Raw genomic sequence first — 15,974 nt, 5'->3', positions numbered from 1 at the left:
GCTCCGACCAGGGGCGGGCGCCCGCACGCGCCCGTCCTGACCCGTCCGCCCGGTCGGGGAAGGCCGGTCGGGCCTTCCCGGCGCCGGCCGCAGCGCGATCTCCCCGCGAGGGCCTCCGGCTCGAGCTGGTCACGCCAGGGGGAGGATCCTCGACGGTCCCACGTAGGTGGTCACGTGGGTCCGCCGGTAGTCCGGGACCCCGTTCGTCGTCTGGTTGGAGGTGTAGGGACCCGCGATCCACACCCAGGCCCGCGCCCGGGACAGGGGTGACCGCGCCGCCGAGCCGACGTGGCCCTCCGACTCGTACCCGGTGTCGAGCAGCTCGCCGTCGGCCCACAGCTCGATCCGCCCCCCGCGGCCCGTGTCGTCCCGGTCGCCCTGGTAGAGGCGGAACTCCCACTGCACCCAGCGGTCCATGTAGCTCGCCAGGTCGAACGTCCTCTTGTCGTGCGGCCAGAGCCCACCCTGCAACGTGCCCGAGAAGTTGTGGACGCCCATGGCCCACAGGGGGTCCTGGTGCCACCGACCGCTCGCGTCGGTGTAGTCCTCCTTGAACTGCAGGAGCTGCGCCCAGCCGTGCTCGGGGTTCAGGACGAAGTCGTCGGAGGGGATGTAGAGGTAGGCCTGGTAGCGCGCGGACACGTCGGGCGGTGATCCGCTGGTCGTGTCGTCGGTCCCCCCGACCGGCCAGTTGGCCCTGGTGAAGGTCCGGTTGAGCTTCTGGTAGACGTTGGGGTCGCCGGCCGGTTTGCGCCACCGCACGACGGGGCCCCGGCTGCCCGGAGGAGCCGGTAGGCCCTCGGCGGCCGGGCTGACCACGGTGCCGCCGCAGTTGTCCCAGTGGTTCCACTGCTTCCGGAGGGCGAGGACGGTGGCGGTGGAGGCGTACTTGTCGCAGTTCATCGGACCGACGGGGATGCCGGTCAGGTCGGCGCTCCACCACTTGGCCGCGGACGGGTCCACCTGCTCGAGCACCGGGTGCCGGAACGTCGTCGTGCAGCCTCCCTCGCCACTGCCGTCCTGACCCAGGCTCAGCGTCACCTTGGAGATGCCCGGCGCCGCAGCGGGGTTCACGGGCTTCACGCTGCGCCACCGGCCGGCGCCGCGGTAGTCGAACGAGCCGCTCCAGGCCAGCTCCTGCACCTGGGCCCGGGCGCCGCTGTAGGTCCGCACCACCGCGTGGGTCGGCACCCGGTGCCCGGCGGTGGTCCAGCCGGCTGACACCAGGCGGAGACGTCGGAGGCCCGAGCCGTCGGTGTACTCCTCACCCCAGACCACCTTGGACATCCAGGCCCGGCCCGCTGCGTCGACGCAGGTGCTGGCCTGGGTGGTGGCGGCGTCAGCCGGGATCCCGCTGATCCCGGCCGCGACGAGGACGGCGGCGAGTGTGCACAGACGCGCTCTGCTGAGAAGCAACGGATCCACCTCGATGCGTCGGTCTCGCCCCGGGACCTTCGAGCAGGATAGCGAGTTCCGGGCGCCGCGCCCGGCGTTTGCCGCATCTGCGCGGCCCCCGGCTGACCCTCGCCCGCGCCCGCCCGACCCGCAGGACCGGCCGCTCGGCCACGCTCCCGAGCTCCCCGACCGGTTGCGCGCGGAACGCCCCGCGCCACGAGGCTTCCACTAGGGTCCTGCTGTGGCGCCCCACGCTCCTGACCTGGCCGCCCACCACCGCGGCCGGCTCCGCAGCTGGTGGCAGCTGGGGACGGCCAGCAGCCGTTTCGCCCACGTGGACGCCCTCCGGGCGTTCGCGGTGATGCTCGTCGTGGTGTCGCACGCGGGTCTGCAGGCCGTGGTCCCGGGCGGCGCCGGGGTGACGGTGTTCCTGGTGATCTCGGGCTTCATCATCACCTACCTCGTCATCCGGGAACGCCTGTCCACCGGTGGGTTCAGCCCTCGGAGGTTCTACCTGCGTCGGGTGCTCAAGATCGGCCCGCCGCTGCTGGTGATCATCCTCCTCCCGACGGCCGTCTACGCCGCTCTGGGCGGGCCGGTGGCCCCGGGCGCCGTGGCCTCCCAGATCTTCTTCTCCTACAACTGGGTGCACCTCTACGGCTACGACGCCGGTGGCGTGCTGCCCGGCAGCGCGGTGCTCTGGAGCCTCTCGGTCGAGGAGCAGTTCTACATCGTCTTCGCCGTCTACTGGGTGCTCGCCTCGAGAACGCGCCACTTCGTGCGGAGCGCGGCGCTCTTCGGGGTGGTCGCCATCGTCGCCTCCTCGCTGTCCCGCGTGCTGGTCAGCCTCGCCCCGGGCGACGGCGCCGACCGCATCAACTACGGCACCGACACCCGGATGGAGTCGCTCGGGTGGGGGATCCTCGTCGCCGTCGTCTACGTCGTGTGGCAGCAGGACGGGAGGCGCCTCCCCCGCCTGCGCGCCGTCGTGCAGCACCCCTCCACACCGGTCCTGGCCGCGACCCTGTTCGTCGCGAGCCTGCTCGTCCGGGAGGAGTGGTTCCGCGACACCATCCGCTACACGATCCAGAGCCTGAGCGCTTCGGCCTTCATCCTGTTCGGGCTGCTCGCCCGCGGCCGCCTGCAGGCGGCCGTGACCCGGGTCGCGCGGTGGGGACCGGTGCGGCTGATCGGGCTCGCCAGCTACAGCCTCTACCTCGTGCACCATGCCGTCGACTTCGCCCTGGACGCGGCCCTCGGCGTCGAGGTGAGGCCGTCGACCGCCCCGCTCTACATCCTGGCCGGCGTGGTGTGCGGGATCGTGGTCTACCGCGTCCTCGAGGTGCCGTTCGAGCACCTCCGCGCTCGCCTGCACCGCACCGACGCCGAGCTCCCGGGCCGCGGACTCCCCCGGCCCACGGCGGAGGCGTCCCGGGCGCCCCTCCCCGCGCGGCCCGTGGCGCCGCTCGGTGTCCCCGGGCCGCCGGCTCCGCGGACGGGGCTCAGCGGTGCGGCGGCACCGCTCGTCGACGAGCACCGGCGCTGACGCCACCCGTCGTGCCGTCCCGGGACGCGGTGCCCGTCCTCACCCCGACGTGAGGCGCAGGTAGCGCGCGGCGATGGCGGCCGGGTCGAAGGCGCTGTCGACCAGGGCGCTCGCCGTCCCACCGGCCGACGGCTCGGACGCCAGCCTCACGATCGTCGCCGCCAGGCCTGCGTCGTCGCCGACCTCGACGGTCGGCTGCCCCAGCAGCGCGCACAGCTCGGCGAGCCCCCCCACCGCCGAACCGACGAAGGGTCGACCCAGGGCCGCGGCCTCGGCCGCGATGAGACCGAACCCCTCCTGCTTCGACGGCAGGACGACGACGTCCGCGCGACGCATCAGGGGGTAGGGGTTCAGGAGGACGCCGGTGAAGGTCACGCGACCTCCGAGCCCCAGCCGGTCGACGTCCTGCGCCAGCTCGTCGCGGAGCGGACCGTCGCCGACGAGCACGAGGCAGTAGCCCTCCGGGAGGCGCGTCATGGCGCGGAGGAGGGTGCGGTGGTCCTTGTGCTCGTGCAGCCTCCCCACGCAGACCAGCACCACCCGGTCGGCTGCCGGCTCGGGCAGGTCGCACGGCGCGGCGGCCAGCCTCCGGATCTCCTCGCCGTCCACCGGGTTCGGGATGGTGACGGCGCGGCCCGGGCGGGGCAGCAACCCGGCGGACCCGAGGCTGGCGCGGGCGGCATCCGAGACCACGACGATCCAGTCGGGGCGACGGTAGACGACGGGCAGGGTCGTGGCGACGCTGAGGAGCCGAGGGCGGTCGCCGCGGAGGGTGTCGGCCATCGCGTGCTCGCTCGCGACGTGGGCGTACCGGCCACCCAGCAGCTTGGCGAGGGTGACCAGGACGTTCGTCCACATCAGGAACGAGTAGACGGCGTCGAACTCCTCGCGTCGCGCCAGCAGGGCGAAGCGGACCACGAGCGTCGCCAGCCGCGGCAGGCCGGAGCCCGCGGCCGGCAGGTGCACGTGGTGGCAGCCGGCGGGGATCCTGCCCGTCCACGGCGGGGCGTCCGTCGCCCGGAGCTCCCGGGGGGTCAGCCGCGGCTCCATCGTCACCACCGTCACCCGGCACGTGCGGGCGAACTGGTGGGCGAGGGTCTCGGCCACGCGCTCGGCACCCCCCCGGGTGAGCGAGGGGACGACGACCGCGACGTGCCGGCGCCGGCTAGTCAACGCGGGGCACGGTCGGAGGAGCGTGCCGGAGGCTCGTGACCGCCAAGGCCATGTAGGCCCCCAGCTCGATGTGGGAGAGACCGGACAGGGGGGAGCAGATCGCGTCCCACAGGACGAGGATCGTCCACAGCACGACCAGCGGGCTGGATCGGAACCTGATGGCCTGGGTGCCCACGAGCATCGCCAACCCCAGGAGGAGCAGCCAGAAGGGTGCGGCGCTGAGGCCGCCGCGGGCCAGGCTGTCCATGGCCTGCGAGTGCGACGACACCCCGGGGACGTCCAGGTGCAGCCAGATGTCGTCGAGGTCCTGACGCACCACGCCCAGCTGGCGGAGGAACTCCTTGGACCCGAGGTAGGCCGCGGAGTCCACCCGCGGGAGGGAGCCCCAGCCGAGGGTCGGACGCTGGGTGAAGAGGTAGAACTCCTGGAAGGGTTCGGGACGGACGTTGACGAAGATCGACTGCGGGGTGCCGCCGAACTTGGCGATCTGCCCCCCGGAACGCTCCCCGAGGACGCCGGCCTCGGAACCCTGGATGAACGCTCCGCTGAGGGCGGCCAGCAGCAGGGTCAGACCGGCCAGCACGGAGATGGTCCTCGGGTGCCGCTGCCGGTTCCGGACGAGGAGCACGATCGCCGTCAGGAGGGCGACCCCGGCCAGGTGCCGGTGGTCGGTGGCGACGCCGACCAGGCAGATGAAGACCAGGGCCACGACGGAGGGCAGCCGTCGGCCGCGGTGCCAGGCGAGATCGGTCAGAGCCAGCACGAAGATGGCGACAGGGCTGTTGAGCCCGAACTTCCAGCTGATGGTCGACGTGATGGACGCGTGCTCCACCAGCAGGGTCTCGAGCACCAGACCGGCGGCCACCCCGGCGATGACCGCGCGCATGCGGCGGAAGTCACCCCGGGCCAGGAAGACCAGCACGGGGACGATGCAGAGCATGGCCATCGCACTGATGAAGTGCCGGCTCAACCGTGGTCCGAGGCCGTTCCACTCGTCCGAGACGAGCTGGCCGGCCCCCCAGAGCGCGAGGGTGAGGCACAGGAGCTGCACGAGCCGGTCCCGCAGGACCGCCCTCGGGACGAAGGGCAGCAGCAGGACGCAGGCCACGCCGAGCGCCTGGAGCTTGCCGCTGATCACCGGGGCGGCGGTCAGCACCGCGATGACGGCCATGAGGAGCAGGGGAAGGCGCTCCCGGTGCGGCAGGGGCCCGCCCGCAGGACCGGGTGGGACGTCGGTCTGCGTGGTGAGGGCGGTCACGACGTCGTCACCGCCTCCCCGTTCCGGGGGCCCGTGCGGCGCTGCCGCGGTCGCCCCCGTCCCGACCCGCGGTCCGGCCCCCCACGGCAGGGCGCGACGAGCGACGTCCCGCTGTCACGGGCGTGGGCAGCCCGGCTGGGTCCCCTGCTGCCCGGGCCCCGGCCGGTCGTCGGGACGCCAGCCCGCGTCGACTGTCAGCATCTGGCAAATCTAGGTCGTGGCCGGTGGGCGCGTGCGGTAATCGTCATTGTCGTGCGGGGCGGACCGGGGCACGGGCGCCGGCGTCGTCGGTGACGGGGACGACCCGCGCCACGGCCCGCCACTCCCGGGTCAGTCTCAGCGCGTAGTCAGCGATGGTGTGCCCCCGCCCCCAGGTGGTCAGCGCGGCGGTTCCCAGGCGCGCACGGAGGTCCTCGTCCTCCGCCAACCGGAGGATCGCCTCGGCGAGCGACCCGGCCTCCCCGACGGGCACCAGCAGGCTGTTCACCCCGTCGACGGCGATCTCCGGCAGGCTCCCCACCGGTGTGCAGACCACGGGGACGCCCGCCGCGAAGGCCTCGAGCACCGACAACGGCATGCCCTCGGCGTGCGACGGCAGCACCACGAGGTGGGCCGCCGCCAGGTACCGGGCCACCGCGTCCCTCCCGACCCAGCCCGGGAACTCGACCCGACCCTGCAGTCCGAGCTCCGCCGCCCGGGCCCGGAAGGCCGCGACGTCGCCGTCCCCGGCGAGGACGGCGCGCCAGGGCCGGTCACGGAGCCGGGGGTCCGCGAGCGCTCGGAGGAGCTCCGGAACCCCCTTGCGGGCACCCAGCCGACCGAGGAAGAGGATGCGCAGAGGCGTGCCCGGAGGCCTGGCCGACCCCCGCGTGGCGGCCGGACCGGTCGCGTTGGCCAGCACCGTGACGTCGGCGGGCGCCACCGCGAGCACGTCCTCGACGTACGAGCGTCCCGCCTGCCCGAGGACGACGACCCGGACGGCGAGCCGGAAGGTGGTGCGGACCCAGTTCTGGGAGCCTCCGGGAAGGGACCCGAAGAAGGCGGGGAAGTTGCTGGCGTGCAGGTGCAGGACGACCGGGACCCGGGCCAGGCGGCAGGTGCGCACGACCAGGCCCTTCCGGATGGCGCTCCCGCATGAGGAGACGTTGACGTGCGCGACGTCGACCTCACCCCTCGCCGCCAGGCCCAGGAGGACGAGGCAGGACCGCAGCAGCGGCAGCACGGAGGACCACGGACTCGAGCCGAGGCCCCGCGTGTCGAGCACCCGGACCTGCACGTCGTCGGGGTGGAGCTCCTCCAGCGTGGCGGCCATCAGGCGGCCGATGCCCCCGCTCGCCGAGATCGGGGGCCCGACGACCACCACGCGGAGGCGCGTGCGCCCGCTGGGCCCCGGGCCTCCTCGCGCTGGCTCCCGGGCAGGGCCAGCCGCGCGGTCGTCGCTCACGCGCCGTGGCCGACCGCACGACGCCTGCGCGCCCGGCGCGGTCGCTCCTGGCCCCCCTCGGCCACCTCACGCCACAGCGCCTCGAGCCGCGCGACGTACTGGCCGATCTCGAGGCGCTCGGCGTGGTCCGTCTGCGCGGCCGCGCCCAACCGTCGGCGCAGCGCAGGGTCGTCGAGCAGCCGCTGCAGGGCGGCCGTCAGCGCCCCGACGTCGCCGGGTGGGACCAGCAACCCCGTCTCGCCGTCGACGACGAGGTCCCGGGTCGCCCCGACGGGCGTGGTCACCACCGCGAGCCCGGCGGCCATCGCCTCGATCACCGACATCGGGAGGTTCTCGTCGTAGGAGGCGAGCACGAGCACGTCGGAGGCCGCGAGGAGGCTGGCGACCGCGTCGGGCCCGACCCAGCCGGGCAGCTCGACCCGCTCCTGCAACCCCAGCTCGACGACGCGGGCCCGCGCGGTGCTCAGGTCGCCGTCACCCGCGATGGTCGCCCGCCAGCCGCTCTCGCGCGGCAGCCGCCCCAACGCCTCAAGCAGCTGGGGCACGCCCTTGCGCTCGCCGATCCGGCCGAGGAAGAGGAAGCGCACCGTCCGGCTCGGCACGTGGGCCAGCGTCGGCGTCGGCGTCGCGTTGGGCAGGACGACGACGCGTCCGGCCACCTCGGGCATCTCCTCGGCCACGAAGCACCTCCAGACCTCCCCGAGCACCACCACCCGGGCAGCACCGGCGAACATCAGGCGGACCCGTCGCCTGACGAACGACGGGGCGCCGCCCAGGAAGTGGTGGAACCGGGCGCCGTGCAGGTGGATGAGGTACGGGATGCCCAGGGAGCGGGCCACGCGGGCGACGACCAGCTTGCGGTAGGTGCTGCCATGACTGGCGAGGTTGATGTGGAGGAGGTCCACCCGTCCTCGCGACCTGTCCACCACGAGCCGCACGAGGAAGCGCAGGAGGACGACGGGCGCCCACACGATCGGGCCCTGACCGCGCGTCGGACGGAAGGTCGTCACCACCCCGCCGGGACCGAGGACCTCCTGGCGGTCCGCGATGCTGTCCATCAGGCGGTCGATGCCGCCCGCGCCCCCGCGACCCAGCGGCGCGGCCACCACGACCCTCAGCGACGGGTCGACGGGGTCACCTCGCCCGGGCATCGTTGTACACGAGCGCCTTGCCGGATCCACTGCGCAGCGGCGCGTCCGCGAACGTGAAGCGCCACTCGATGTCCGACGGGATCTTCAACGTCAGGTTCTTGGCCACCGCCTCGAGCGAGCTCGGGGAGAAGGCGGATCCCTTCACGACCAGCACGTCGATGGACCAGTCGCCGGTGCGGACGAACTGGACCGAGTTCATGCCCGGGACGCTGCGCGCGATCTGGCTGAACCCCATGATCCAGCGACCGTCCGGGAGCTCCATGTTCTGCCCGGACCGTCCGCCGATCCCGTCGAAGGTGAGCAACCCCAGTTCGACGAGGCGCAGGTCCTGGTCGGCCATCGCCGCGGTGCCGGCCGTAGTGTCACCGGTGTCGTAGCGGTAGAACAGCTGCCGGCTGTTGTGGAACGGCGTGCCCAGGACGTGGTGCTCCCCGGCACGCCGGTCCAGCCGGACGGCCCCGTACTCGTGCCGGAACCGGTACCGGCCGTACTGGTCCGCGCTGGCGAAGCAGACGCGTTCGGCCTGACCGTAGTAGTCGAGCAGCGGGCAGCCCAGGACGGAGAGCACGTCGGCGAAGACCGAGGTGGGCACGTGCTCGGACGAGGTGACGACCAGCCTCGGGGTGACGTCCACCAGACCGTTCCGCACGTACTCGAGCAGGAGGGCCAGGGACGAGGGGTAGCAGGCCAGGATGTCCGGTCGGAACTCGGCGAGCGCGACCCCGATCTGCGGGGCGTTCCTCCGGTTGAGGTGGATGGTGGAGAACACCCGGCGGCTCGGGCCGTCGTCACGCCAGAAGGGGCTGGTCTGGTCGTCGGGTGGCTTGATGTTGTCGCCCCTGAACACCGCCACGCGCGCGGAGCGGGCGTCGACGCCGCACCGGTCGATGACGTGGTCGATGGTCGCCTGCTCGAACACGACGTTCGCGAGCGACCGCTCCACGTGGAGCGGTACCCCCGTCGTGCCTCCGGTGGCCGCCCTGGACACGGGCCCCGGGACCAGCCGCCGGTACCTCGCCGGGTCCCCCCGGAGATCAGCCTTCGTGCTGATGGCGTCCGCGGGCAGGCCGCAGCGCTCGGCCAGCCGGGTCAGGCGCCGCAGCTGCCCGGCCCGGAACTCCAGCCGCTCCTCGCGGTCCATCTCGTCGGCCTGCGCGCAGAGCCGGCGGTACGAGCCGTACAGCGGGAAGAGCCGTCGAGCGCTGCTCGACGACCTCACCCGCTGGGCCAGGCTCATCGCGGTGCACCCGCCGGTCGACCGGCAGGGGTGCCCGGGCGAGCGGTGACGTCTGGCTGCCCGCACCTCCGCGGACCTCCACCAGCGGGGTGAGGCGCCCCGGGTCCGTCGCCCGCGGCCGGCACACGGCGGGTGTCGTCACGCCGGCGTCGGGACGAGCGCAGGTGGACGCCCACCGCTGGACCGACCCCTGGGCCGGGCCGAGGCGACGTCCTCAATCGAAGCACCCCCCGTAGACCACGCCGTCACTCGAGGGCGATCCCCACGCCGGTCAGACGTCGTCCCCGAACTCCGACCGGTCCGGGCTCGCCGGGCAACCGCACCCTATCGGAAGCACCGTCCCGCGTGCCCGTGTTGAGGAAACTCCTGCGGGCCGGGCGGACGGGTGCGGTGCACCCCGTGCTCACGGCCGCAGCGCCGGCTCCTCGGGCGTCGCCAGGGTCAGCACGGCCTCCTCGATCAGGTCGTCCTCCTCCAGCAGCCGCTCGAGCCGGCGGAGCCGGCCGGCGAGGCGGTGCTCGACGTCGTCCCCCGCCATGTCGACGGCGGCGACGAGGTAGAGCCGGCTGGGGCCGAGGAACTCCAGGTGCAGGTAGGTGACGCGGTCGACGTCGGTCCGCTGGAGCAACCGCTCCAGCACGTGGGTGCGCACCTCCGGCCGGACGTTCTCCCCCACGAGGAAGCGGCGGTTGCGCTCGATCAGCACCACCGCGACCACGCCGAGCAGCACGCCGACCAGGATCGACCCGACGGCGTCCGGCACCGCGGACCCGGTCACCTGGTGCAGGGCCACGCCGGTGGCGGCGATCAGGATGCCGAGGAGCGCGGCGGCGTCCTCGAAGAACACCGCCCGCAACGTGGGGACCGAGGTGTTGAGGACGTGGTCGAAGAACCTGCGGCCCAGCCGTCGGGCCGACCGGCGGGTCTGCAGGACGGCCTGGGTGAAGGAGACGCCCTCGAGGACGAACGACAGGGCCAGCACCACGTAGGCGACGGCGAAGTCGGAGGCCTCCTCCGGGTTCCGCAGCTCGGTGATGCCGTGGGAGATCGAGACGACGGCGCCGGCGGTGAACAGCCCGAAGGCGGCGAACATCGACCAGACGTAGGCCTCCCGGCCGTACCCCATCGGGTGCCGGGCGTCGCGGCCCTTCCCGGAGCGGCGGTCGGCGACCAGGAGGAAGATCTCGTTGCCGGTGTCGGCCCACGAGTGCGCCGCCTCGGCGAGCATCGACGCCGAGCCGGTCACCACGGCCGCGAAGCTCTTGGCGATCGCGATCACCAGGTTGGCCGCGAAGGCGATGACCACCGTCTTCAGGCTCTCGCCGCCGGAGGACGCCCCCGCCGGGTCGGTCCCGGTCACCCCCACGAGGGACGTCTCATCAGCCACATCGGAAGCCTAACGATGGTCCTGGACCCGCGGCCGGCGGTCCTCGCGGGCCGAGCCGGCCCGATTGACAGGGTCCTGCCAGGTCCGACCCAGCCACGGCCCAGGTCCGCCGTCCAGGCTCGTCGGACCACCGACCCGATGTCCGGCACCACGCGCGTGCCGTGACCACGAAGGAGCCCCGCATGCCCCGAGTCCGCACCACCGTCGCCGCCGCCACCGGAGCCGTCGCCCTCGGCGTGGGGCTGGGCGTCGCCGGCCTGGCGTCCGCCGCCCCGACGCCCACCCCCACGCCGTCCGCCAGCAGCAGCCCCTCGACGGGCACGCCGGACCGCCCCGGCGACCACCGGGGCGGTCCGGGCGGACGGCACGGCGACCGGGAGGGCGACCTGGCCACCGCCCTGGCCACGAAGCTGGGGGTCGACGAGGCGAAGGTCTCCGACGCCCTGCGGGCCTACCGCGAGGCCAACCGGCCCGCCACCCGGCCCGACCCGGGCACCAGGCCGGCCGCCCCCGACGACGCCGCCCTCGCCAAGGCGCTCGCGAAGGCGCTGGACCAGCCGGAGGCCGACGTCACGAAGGCCCTCGCGGAGATCCGCAGCGAGCGCGACGCGGCCCGCGACCAGGCCGTCGAGGACAAGCTGGCGGCGGCCGTGAAGGCCGGCACCCTCACACAGGCCGAGGCCGACGCGGTCAAGAAGGCCGCCGACGCGGGGATCGTGCACGTCGCCCGCTGAGCCCGCCCGTTCCCCGAGCCTGTCGAAGGGCCACCCGCACGCTGCGGCCACCCGCTCCCTGAGCCTGTCGAAGGGGCCTTCGACAGGCTCAGGCCGCGGAGAGCGGCTCGGGCGGGGAGCGGGCGCGGCCCGGCGCGAGACCAGGCCCCGGCTCAGCGGTGGAAGACCTCGGCCAGCCCGGCCGCCCGCGGGCTGGTGAGGACGTCCTCCAACGACAGCGGGTCGCCCGCCGGGCCGGTCAGCGGCACCCGCCAGTTGGGGTACTCGTCCGTCGTCCCGGGCTGGTTCTGCGCCTGCCGGTCGCCGACGAGGTCGGTGAGCGCGACGCAGAGCAGCCGGGACGGGGTACGGGTCAGGAACCGGTGCAGGGCCACGATCATCTCCTCCTCCCCCGCCCCCTCGCTCATCAGCCCGGCCCGGACCAGCTCGTCGCACCAGGCCCGCCGCTCCTCCTGGGCAGCGGCGAGCTCCTCGGCCAGCGGACGGGTGAGGACCCCCAGCCGGTCGCGCAGCCGCACGTGGTCCCCGGCCAGGTAGGCGGCGGTCGGCGGGAGGTCGTGGGTGGTGACGGAGGCGAGGCAGAGCTCGCGCCAGCGCTGGGGCGGCAGCGGCTTCCCGTCGCCCTCCCAGTCGAACTCGAACCACAGGATCGAGGTGCCGAGAATCCCCCGGTCGCGCAGGTGGTCGCGGACCCACGGCTCGACGGTGCCGAGGTCCTCGCCGACGACCAGCGCCTCGGCCCGGTGCGCCTCCAGCGCCAGGATCCCGATCATCGCCTCGTGGTCGTAGCGCACGTAGGTCCCCTCGGTGGGGCCCTGGCCGGCGGGGATCCACCAGAGCCGGAACAGCCCGATGACGTGGTCGACCCGGATGCCGCCCGCGTGCCGCAGGATCGTCGAGACCATCGACCGGAACGGTGCGTAGGCGGTCTCGGCGAGCCGGTCGGGTCGCCACGGGGGCTGGCTCCAGTTCTGGCCGTTCTGGTTGTAGGGGTCGGGCGGGGCCCCGACGGTGATCCCGCGGGCGTAGTCGTCCTGCAGGCTCCAGGCGTCGGCGCCCGCCGGGTGCACACCGACGGCCAGGTCGTGCATGATCCCGAGAGCCATCCCCGCACGGAGCCCGGCCTGTTGCGCCGCGGCCAGCTGCTCGTCCAGCAGCCACTGCAGCCAGCACTGGAACTCCACCTCCCGCGCGTGGCGGGCGGCGAACTCCGCGACGGCCGGGGAGCTCGGGTGCCGGTACCGCTCGTCCCAGCCCCCCACCTCGGTCCCCTGCTGCTCCGCGAGCACGGCCCACGTCGCGAAGTCCTGGAGCCCGCGGCCCTCCCGGGCGCGGTAGGCCTGGAACGCCCGCTCGCGGCCCGGGGTGCGGCCCGCGTCGAAGACGACCTCCAGGGCCGCCCGCTTCGCCGCCCACGCGCGGTTGCGGTCGATCGGCGCCGCACCCTGGCCGTCCGGCGCGGGGGGCAGGGCGGCGGCCCGCAGCGCGTCGACCTGCCGGCGCTGCTCGTCGGCCGCCGTCGCGTACTCGGGGACCCGCTCCAGGCGCAGGTACAGCGGGTTGGTGAAGCGGCGCGTCGTGGGCAGGTACGGCGAGGGCTCCATCGGCGGCACCGGCTCGGCGGCGTGCAGCGGGTTGACCAGCACGAAGTCGGCGCCGTGCTCGGCGGCGGCCCAGACGGCCAGGTCCTCGAGGTCGGCGAGGTCGCCGACGCCCCACGACTGCTGGGACCGGACGGAGTAGAGCTGGGCGGCGACGCCCCAGCCCTGGGCGGCCAGCCGCGCCGGCAGGGCCAGCCGCTGCGGGGTCACGATGAGCGTCATCTCGGCCTGCGCCGCCCCGGTCCGGGCGCACAGCCGGTGGTAGCCCAGGGGCAGGTCGGCGGGCAGCGCGACCTCCAGCTCGGCCACCGGCCGGCCGTCGACCTGACGGGTCGACCCGGCCTGCGCCGGCAGCGCCACGTCCCGACGGCCGCCCACCTCCAGCTCGACCCACAGCTCGAGCGTGCCGCCCTCCGGGGCGTGCACGGGCACCGTCGCCGTCCCACCCTCCCGCACCGCACGGCAGGCGGGCAGCAACCGTCGCCAGGGCGCCAGCTCCTGCTGCGCCAGGGCGGCGGCGGCGGACTCCGGGGTCGAGGCGTCGACGCCCAGCGCGGCGAGCACCGCCACCAGGGTGGTGGGCGAGACGGTGGTGTGCCGCCCCTGCCAGTCCCAGTAGTCGGTGGCGATCGAGAAGGCGTCGGCGAGAGCGTGCAGGGTCGGGTCGAGATCGGCCATGAGGACCATCCTCTCGGGTCCTCCCTCCTCGCCGCGTCGGGGGATCGGCGCGACGGTCGTGATCTGGCGCGATACGCGTGGGCGCCGGCACCGGGTGGGCGGAGCCGGCCCCGGGGCCGGCGGCGGCGGCCTGGGACGATGGTCGCGACGAGAGGAGGCGGCATGGCGCGCGCCGTCGACCGGGCCGGGCTGGGCGCCTGGCTGCTCAAGGCCAACCCGGCCGTCTGGGACCTGCGCGGGTTCCTCGACGCGGGCGAGCGACGGCTGACGTCGTGGGCGGTCCGGCCCGGTTACCGCAGCGCTCTCATGCAGCCCGGCGACCGGGTGCTCTTCTGGGTGTCCGGGGACGGCCGGGGCGGCTTCGCCCGCGGCATCTGGGGGCTGGGCACCGTCATCGCCCCGGCGGAGCCGTGGCACGACGCCGAACGCGGCTTCTGGACCGACGAGGGGTCGCGGCAGGGCGTCCGCGCGCGGGTCGAGGTGGACGTCGTCCTCCTCGAGCAGCCCGTGCCCGCCGCCGAGCTCCGCGAGGCCGGGATCACCGACCTCGAGGTGCAGCGGCAGCCCTTCGCCGCCAACCCGTCCTACGTCTCGCCCGAGCAGCTGGCGCGGCTGGCCGACCTGCTGCCCGGCTGGCCGCCCACCGCGGCGGAGCCGTCGGGAGCCGGGCGGTGAGGGTGGTGGTGCTCGCGGACACCCACGCCCCGCGCTACTGGAAGGGCTGCCCGCCGGCGGTGGCCGCGCACCTGGCGACGGCTGACGTCGTCCTGCACGCGGGCGACGTGTGCACGCCGGACGTGCTGGACCTGCTGGCCGGCTACGCGCCCGTCCACGTGGTGATGGGCAACAACGACGTCGCCGAGGTGGCCGCGTGGGGCGCGCCGGCGACGCTGCAGGTCGAGCTGGGCGGCGTCCAGGTCGCGATGGTCCACGACAGCGGCCAGAAGGAGGGCCGGACGAGCCGGCTCCGGCGCCGCTTCCCCACCGCCGACCTCGTGGTCTTCGGCCACTCCCACATCCCGATGGACGTGAGCGGGGAGGGCCTGCGGATCTTCAACCCCGGCTCCCCCACGGACAAGCGCCGCCAGCCCCACCGCACCCTCGGCCTGCTCGACCTCGCCGACGGCCGGATCACCGACGCCCGCATCGTCCAGCTGCCGTGACGACCGCCATCCACCGAGTGTCAGGACCTGGTTGACCCCGGGGTCACCTCGGTTCTGACGAGTCGGCCTCAGACCCCGGCGTCGACCTCGGTGGCGGCCAGCTGGCCGCAGGCGCCGTCGATCTCCCGGCCGCGGGTGTCGCGGACGGTGACCGGGACACCCTTCGCCTCGAGCCGGCGGACGAACTCGTCCTCGTCGCGGCGACGGGAGGCGGTCCACTTGGAGCCGGGCGTGGGGTTGAGCGGGATCAGGTTGACGTGCACCCAGCCCCAGTTGCCCCGCCGGCGCAGCACCTTGGCCAGCAGGTCGGCGCGGAACGCCTGGTCGTTGATGTCGCGGATCAGGATGTACTCGATCGAGACCCGGCGCTTGGTGACCTTCGCGTACTCCCAGGCGGCGTCGACGACCTCCTCGACGTTCCAGCGGGTGTTGATGGGCACCAGCTCGTCGCGCAGCTCGTCGTCGGGGGCGTGCAGGGACAGCGCGAGCGTGACCGGGATGCCCTCCTGCGCCAGCTGCTGCATCCGCGGCACCAGGCCGACGGTGGAGATGGTGATGCCGCGGGCGCTCATCCCGAGCCCGTCCGGGGTCGGGGTGGTGAGCTGCCGGACGGCGCCGACGACGGCCTTGTAGTTGGCCAACGGCTCGCCCATGCCCATGAAGACGACGTTGCTGACGCGGTTGCGGCCGCCCGGGTCCTCACCGGCCGCCGGGCCACCGGCGATCTCGCCGCGGCCGAGCCGGCGCGCGCCGTCGACGACCTGCTCGACGATCTCGGCCGCGCTCATGTTGCGCTGCAGGCCGCCCTGGCCGGTGGCGCAGAACGGGCAGGCCATCCCGCAGCCGGCCTGGCTGGAGACGCACATCGTCACCCGGTCCGGGTAGCGCATCAGCACGCTCTCCACGAGCGCGCCGTCGTGCAGCCGCCACAGCGTCTTGACCGTGGTCCCGGCGTCGGCCAGGGAGGTCTTCACCGGGTTCAGCAGCGTGGGCATGAACTTCGCGGACAGCTGGTCGCGCAGCGCCGGCGGCAGGTCGGTCCACTCCGCGGGGTCGGTGCGCAGGCCCTCGAAGTAGTGCGAGGACAGCTGACGGGCGCGGTAGGCCCGCTGACCTTCCGCCTCCACCGACTCGCGGCGCTCGGCGGGGGTCAGGTCGGCCCAGTGGACAGGGGGCTTGCCGCGACGCGGAGCCGTCATCACCAGCG

The 15,974-nt window shown here is 74.2% G+C and carries 13 protein-coding genes; 4 read left to right on the top strand and 9 right to left on the bottom strand.

Annotated elements, in window-relative coordinates:
* Window positions 1-129: 129 nt before the first annotated feature.
* On the bottom strand, window positions 130-1,416 hold the full coding sequence (locus BLT72_RS06005) for a hypothetical protein (RefSeq protein WP_091411080.1): 1,287 nt from the start codon (window positions 1,414-1,416) through the stop codon (window positions 130-132).
* 220 nt (window positions 1,417-1,636) lie between these two features.
* Here BLT72_RS06005 and BLT72_RS06000 point away from each other — a divergent pair, with 220 nt between their 5' ends.
* On the top strand, window positions 1,637-2,941 hold the full coding sequence (locus tag BLT72_RS06000) for an acyltransferase family protein (protein WP_091411078.1): 1,305 nt from the start codon (window positions 1,637-1,639) through the stop codon (window positions 2,939-2,941).
* Window positions 2,942-2,980: 39 nt separating this feature from the next.
* Here the strand turns inward: BLT72_RS06000 and BLT72_RS05995 are convergent, their stop codons facing one another.
* From BLT72_RS05995 to BLT72_RS05970, 6 genes are all read right to left on the bottom strand, one after another.
* Window positions 2,981-4,114 (bottom strand): glycosyltransferase, encoded by a 1,134-nt coding sequence (locus BLT72_RS05995; RefSeq protein WP_091411076.1) that lies wholly within the window; start codon window positions 4,112-4,114, stop codon window positions 2,981-2,983.
* Entirely contained in the window at window positions 4,107-5,285 is a 1,179-nt protein-coding gene (locus BLT72_RS05990; RefSeq protein WP_157720311.1) for a hypothetical protein, read from the bottom strand. The genes BLT72_RS05995 and BLT72_RS05990 overlap by 8 nt, the downstream gene beginning before the upstream one ends.
* 331 nt (window positions 5,286-5,616) lie before the next feature.
* Window positions 5,617-6,684, bottom strand: a complete 1,068-nt coding sequence (locus tag BLT72_RS05985) for a glycosyltransferase (RefSeq protein WP_172826030.1) — start codon at window positions 6,682-6,684, stop codon at window positions 5,617-5,619.
* Between the two features lie 128 nt (window positions 6,685-6,812).
* Window positions 6,813-7,967 (bottom strand): glycosyltransferase family 4 protein, encoded by a 1,155-nt coding sequence (locus BLT72_RS05980; protein ID WP_091411070.1) that lies wholly within the window; start codon window positions 7,965-7,967, stop codon window positions 6,813-6,815.
* A complete protein-coding gene (locus tag BLT72_RS05975) occupies window positions 7,951-9,204 on the bottom strand; it encodes a phenylacetate--CoA ligase family protein (protein WP_091411069.1) in 1,254 nt (417 codons plus the stop codon). Before BLT72_RS05975 ends, BLT72_RS05980 begins: the two co-directional genes overlap by 17 nt.
* Window positions 9,205-9,607: 403 nt before the next feature.
* Window positions 9,608-10,591, bottom strand: a complete 984-nt coding sequence (locus tag BLT72_RS05970) for a cation diffusion facilitator family transporter (protein ID WP_231930371.1) — start codon at window positions 10,589-10,591, stop codon at window positions 9,608-9,610.
* A gap of 182 nt (window positions 10,592-10,773) precedes the next feature.
* Here BLT72_RS05970 and BLT72_RS05965 point away from each other — a divergent pair, with 182 nt between their 5' ends.
* Window positions 10,774-11,325 carry a hypothetical protein gene (locus BLT72_RS05965; RefSeq protein ID WP_091411067.1) on the top strand — a complete coding sequence of 184 codons (552 nt, stop codon included), beginning with the start codon at window positions 10,774-10,776 and terminating at the stop codon, window positions 11,323-11,325.
* A gap of 152 nt (window positions 11,326-11,477) precedes the next feature.
* On the opposite strand, the gene malQ is transcribed toward BLT72_RS05965, so the two are convergent.
* On the bottom strand, window positions 11,478-13,604 hold the full coding sequence (gene malQ / locus BLT72_RS05960; protein ID WP_091411065.1) for a 4-alpha-glucanotransferase: 2,127 nt from the start codon (window positions 13,602-13,604) through the stop codon (window positions 11,478-11,480).
* Between the two features lie 162 nt (window positions 13,605-13,766).
* Here malQ and BLT72_RS05955 point away from each other — a divergent pair, with 162 nt between their 5' ends.
* Window positions 13,767-14,279 carry an EVE domain-containing protein gene (locus BLT72_RS05955; protein WP_157720310.1) on the top strand — a complete coding sequence of 171 codons (513 nt, stop codon included), beginning with the start codon at window positions 13,767-13,769 and terminating at the stop codon, window positions 14,277-14,279.
* A gap of 8 nt (window positions 14,280-14,287) precedes the next feature.
* Window positions 14,288-14,767 (top strand): metallophosphoesterase family protein, encoded by a 480-nt coding sequence (locus BLT72_RS05950; protein ID WP_231930370.1) that lies wholly within the window; start codon window positions 14,288-14,290, stop codon window positions 14,765-14,767.
* A 68-nt stretch (window positions 14,768-14,835) separates the two neighbouring features.
* Here BLT72_RS05950 and rlmN read toward each other — a convergent pair whose 3' ends face one another.
* Window positions 14,836-15,966 (bottom strand): dual-specificity RNA methyltransferase RlmN, encoded by a 1,131-nt coding sequence (gene rlmN, locus BLT72_RS05945; protein WP_231930369.1) that lies wholly within the window; start codon window positions 15,964-15,966, stop codon window positions 14,836-14,838.
* Window positions 15,967-15,974 lie beyond the last annotated feature (8 nt).

The organism is Friedmanniella luteola, from assembly GCF_900105065.1.
GTDB classification, from domain to species: domain Bacteria; phylum Actinomycetota; class Actinomycetes; order Propionibacteriales; family Propionibacteriaceae; genus Microlunatus; species Microlunatus luteolus.
This window is presented reverse-complemented; position numbering and strand designations above follow the sequence as displayed.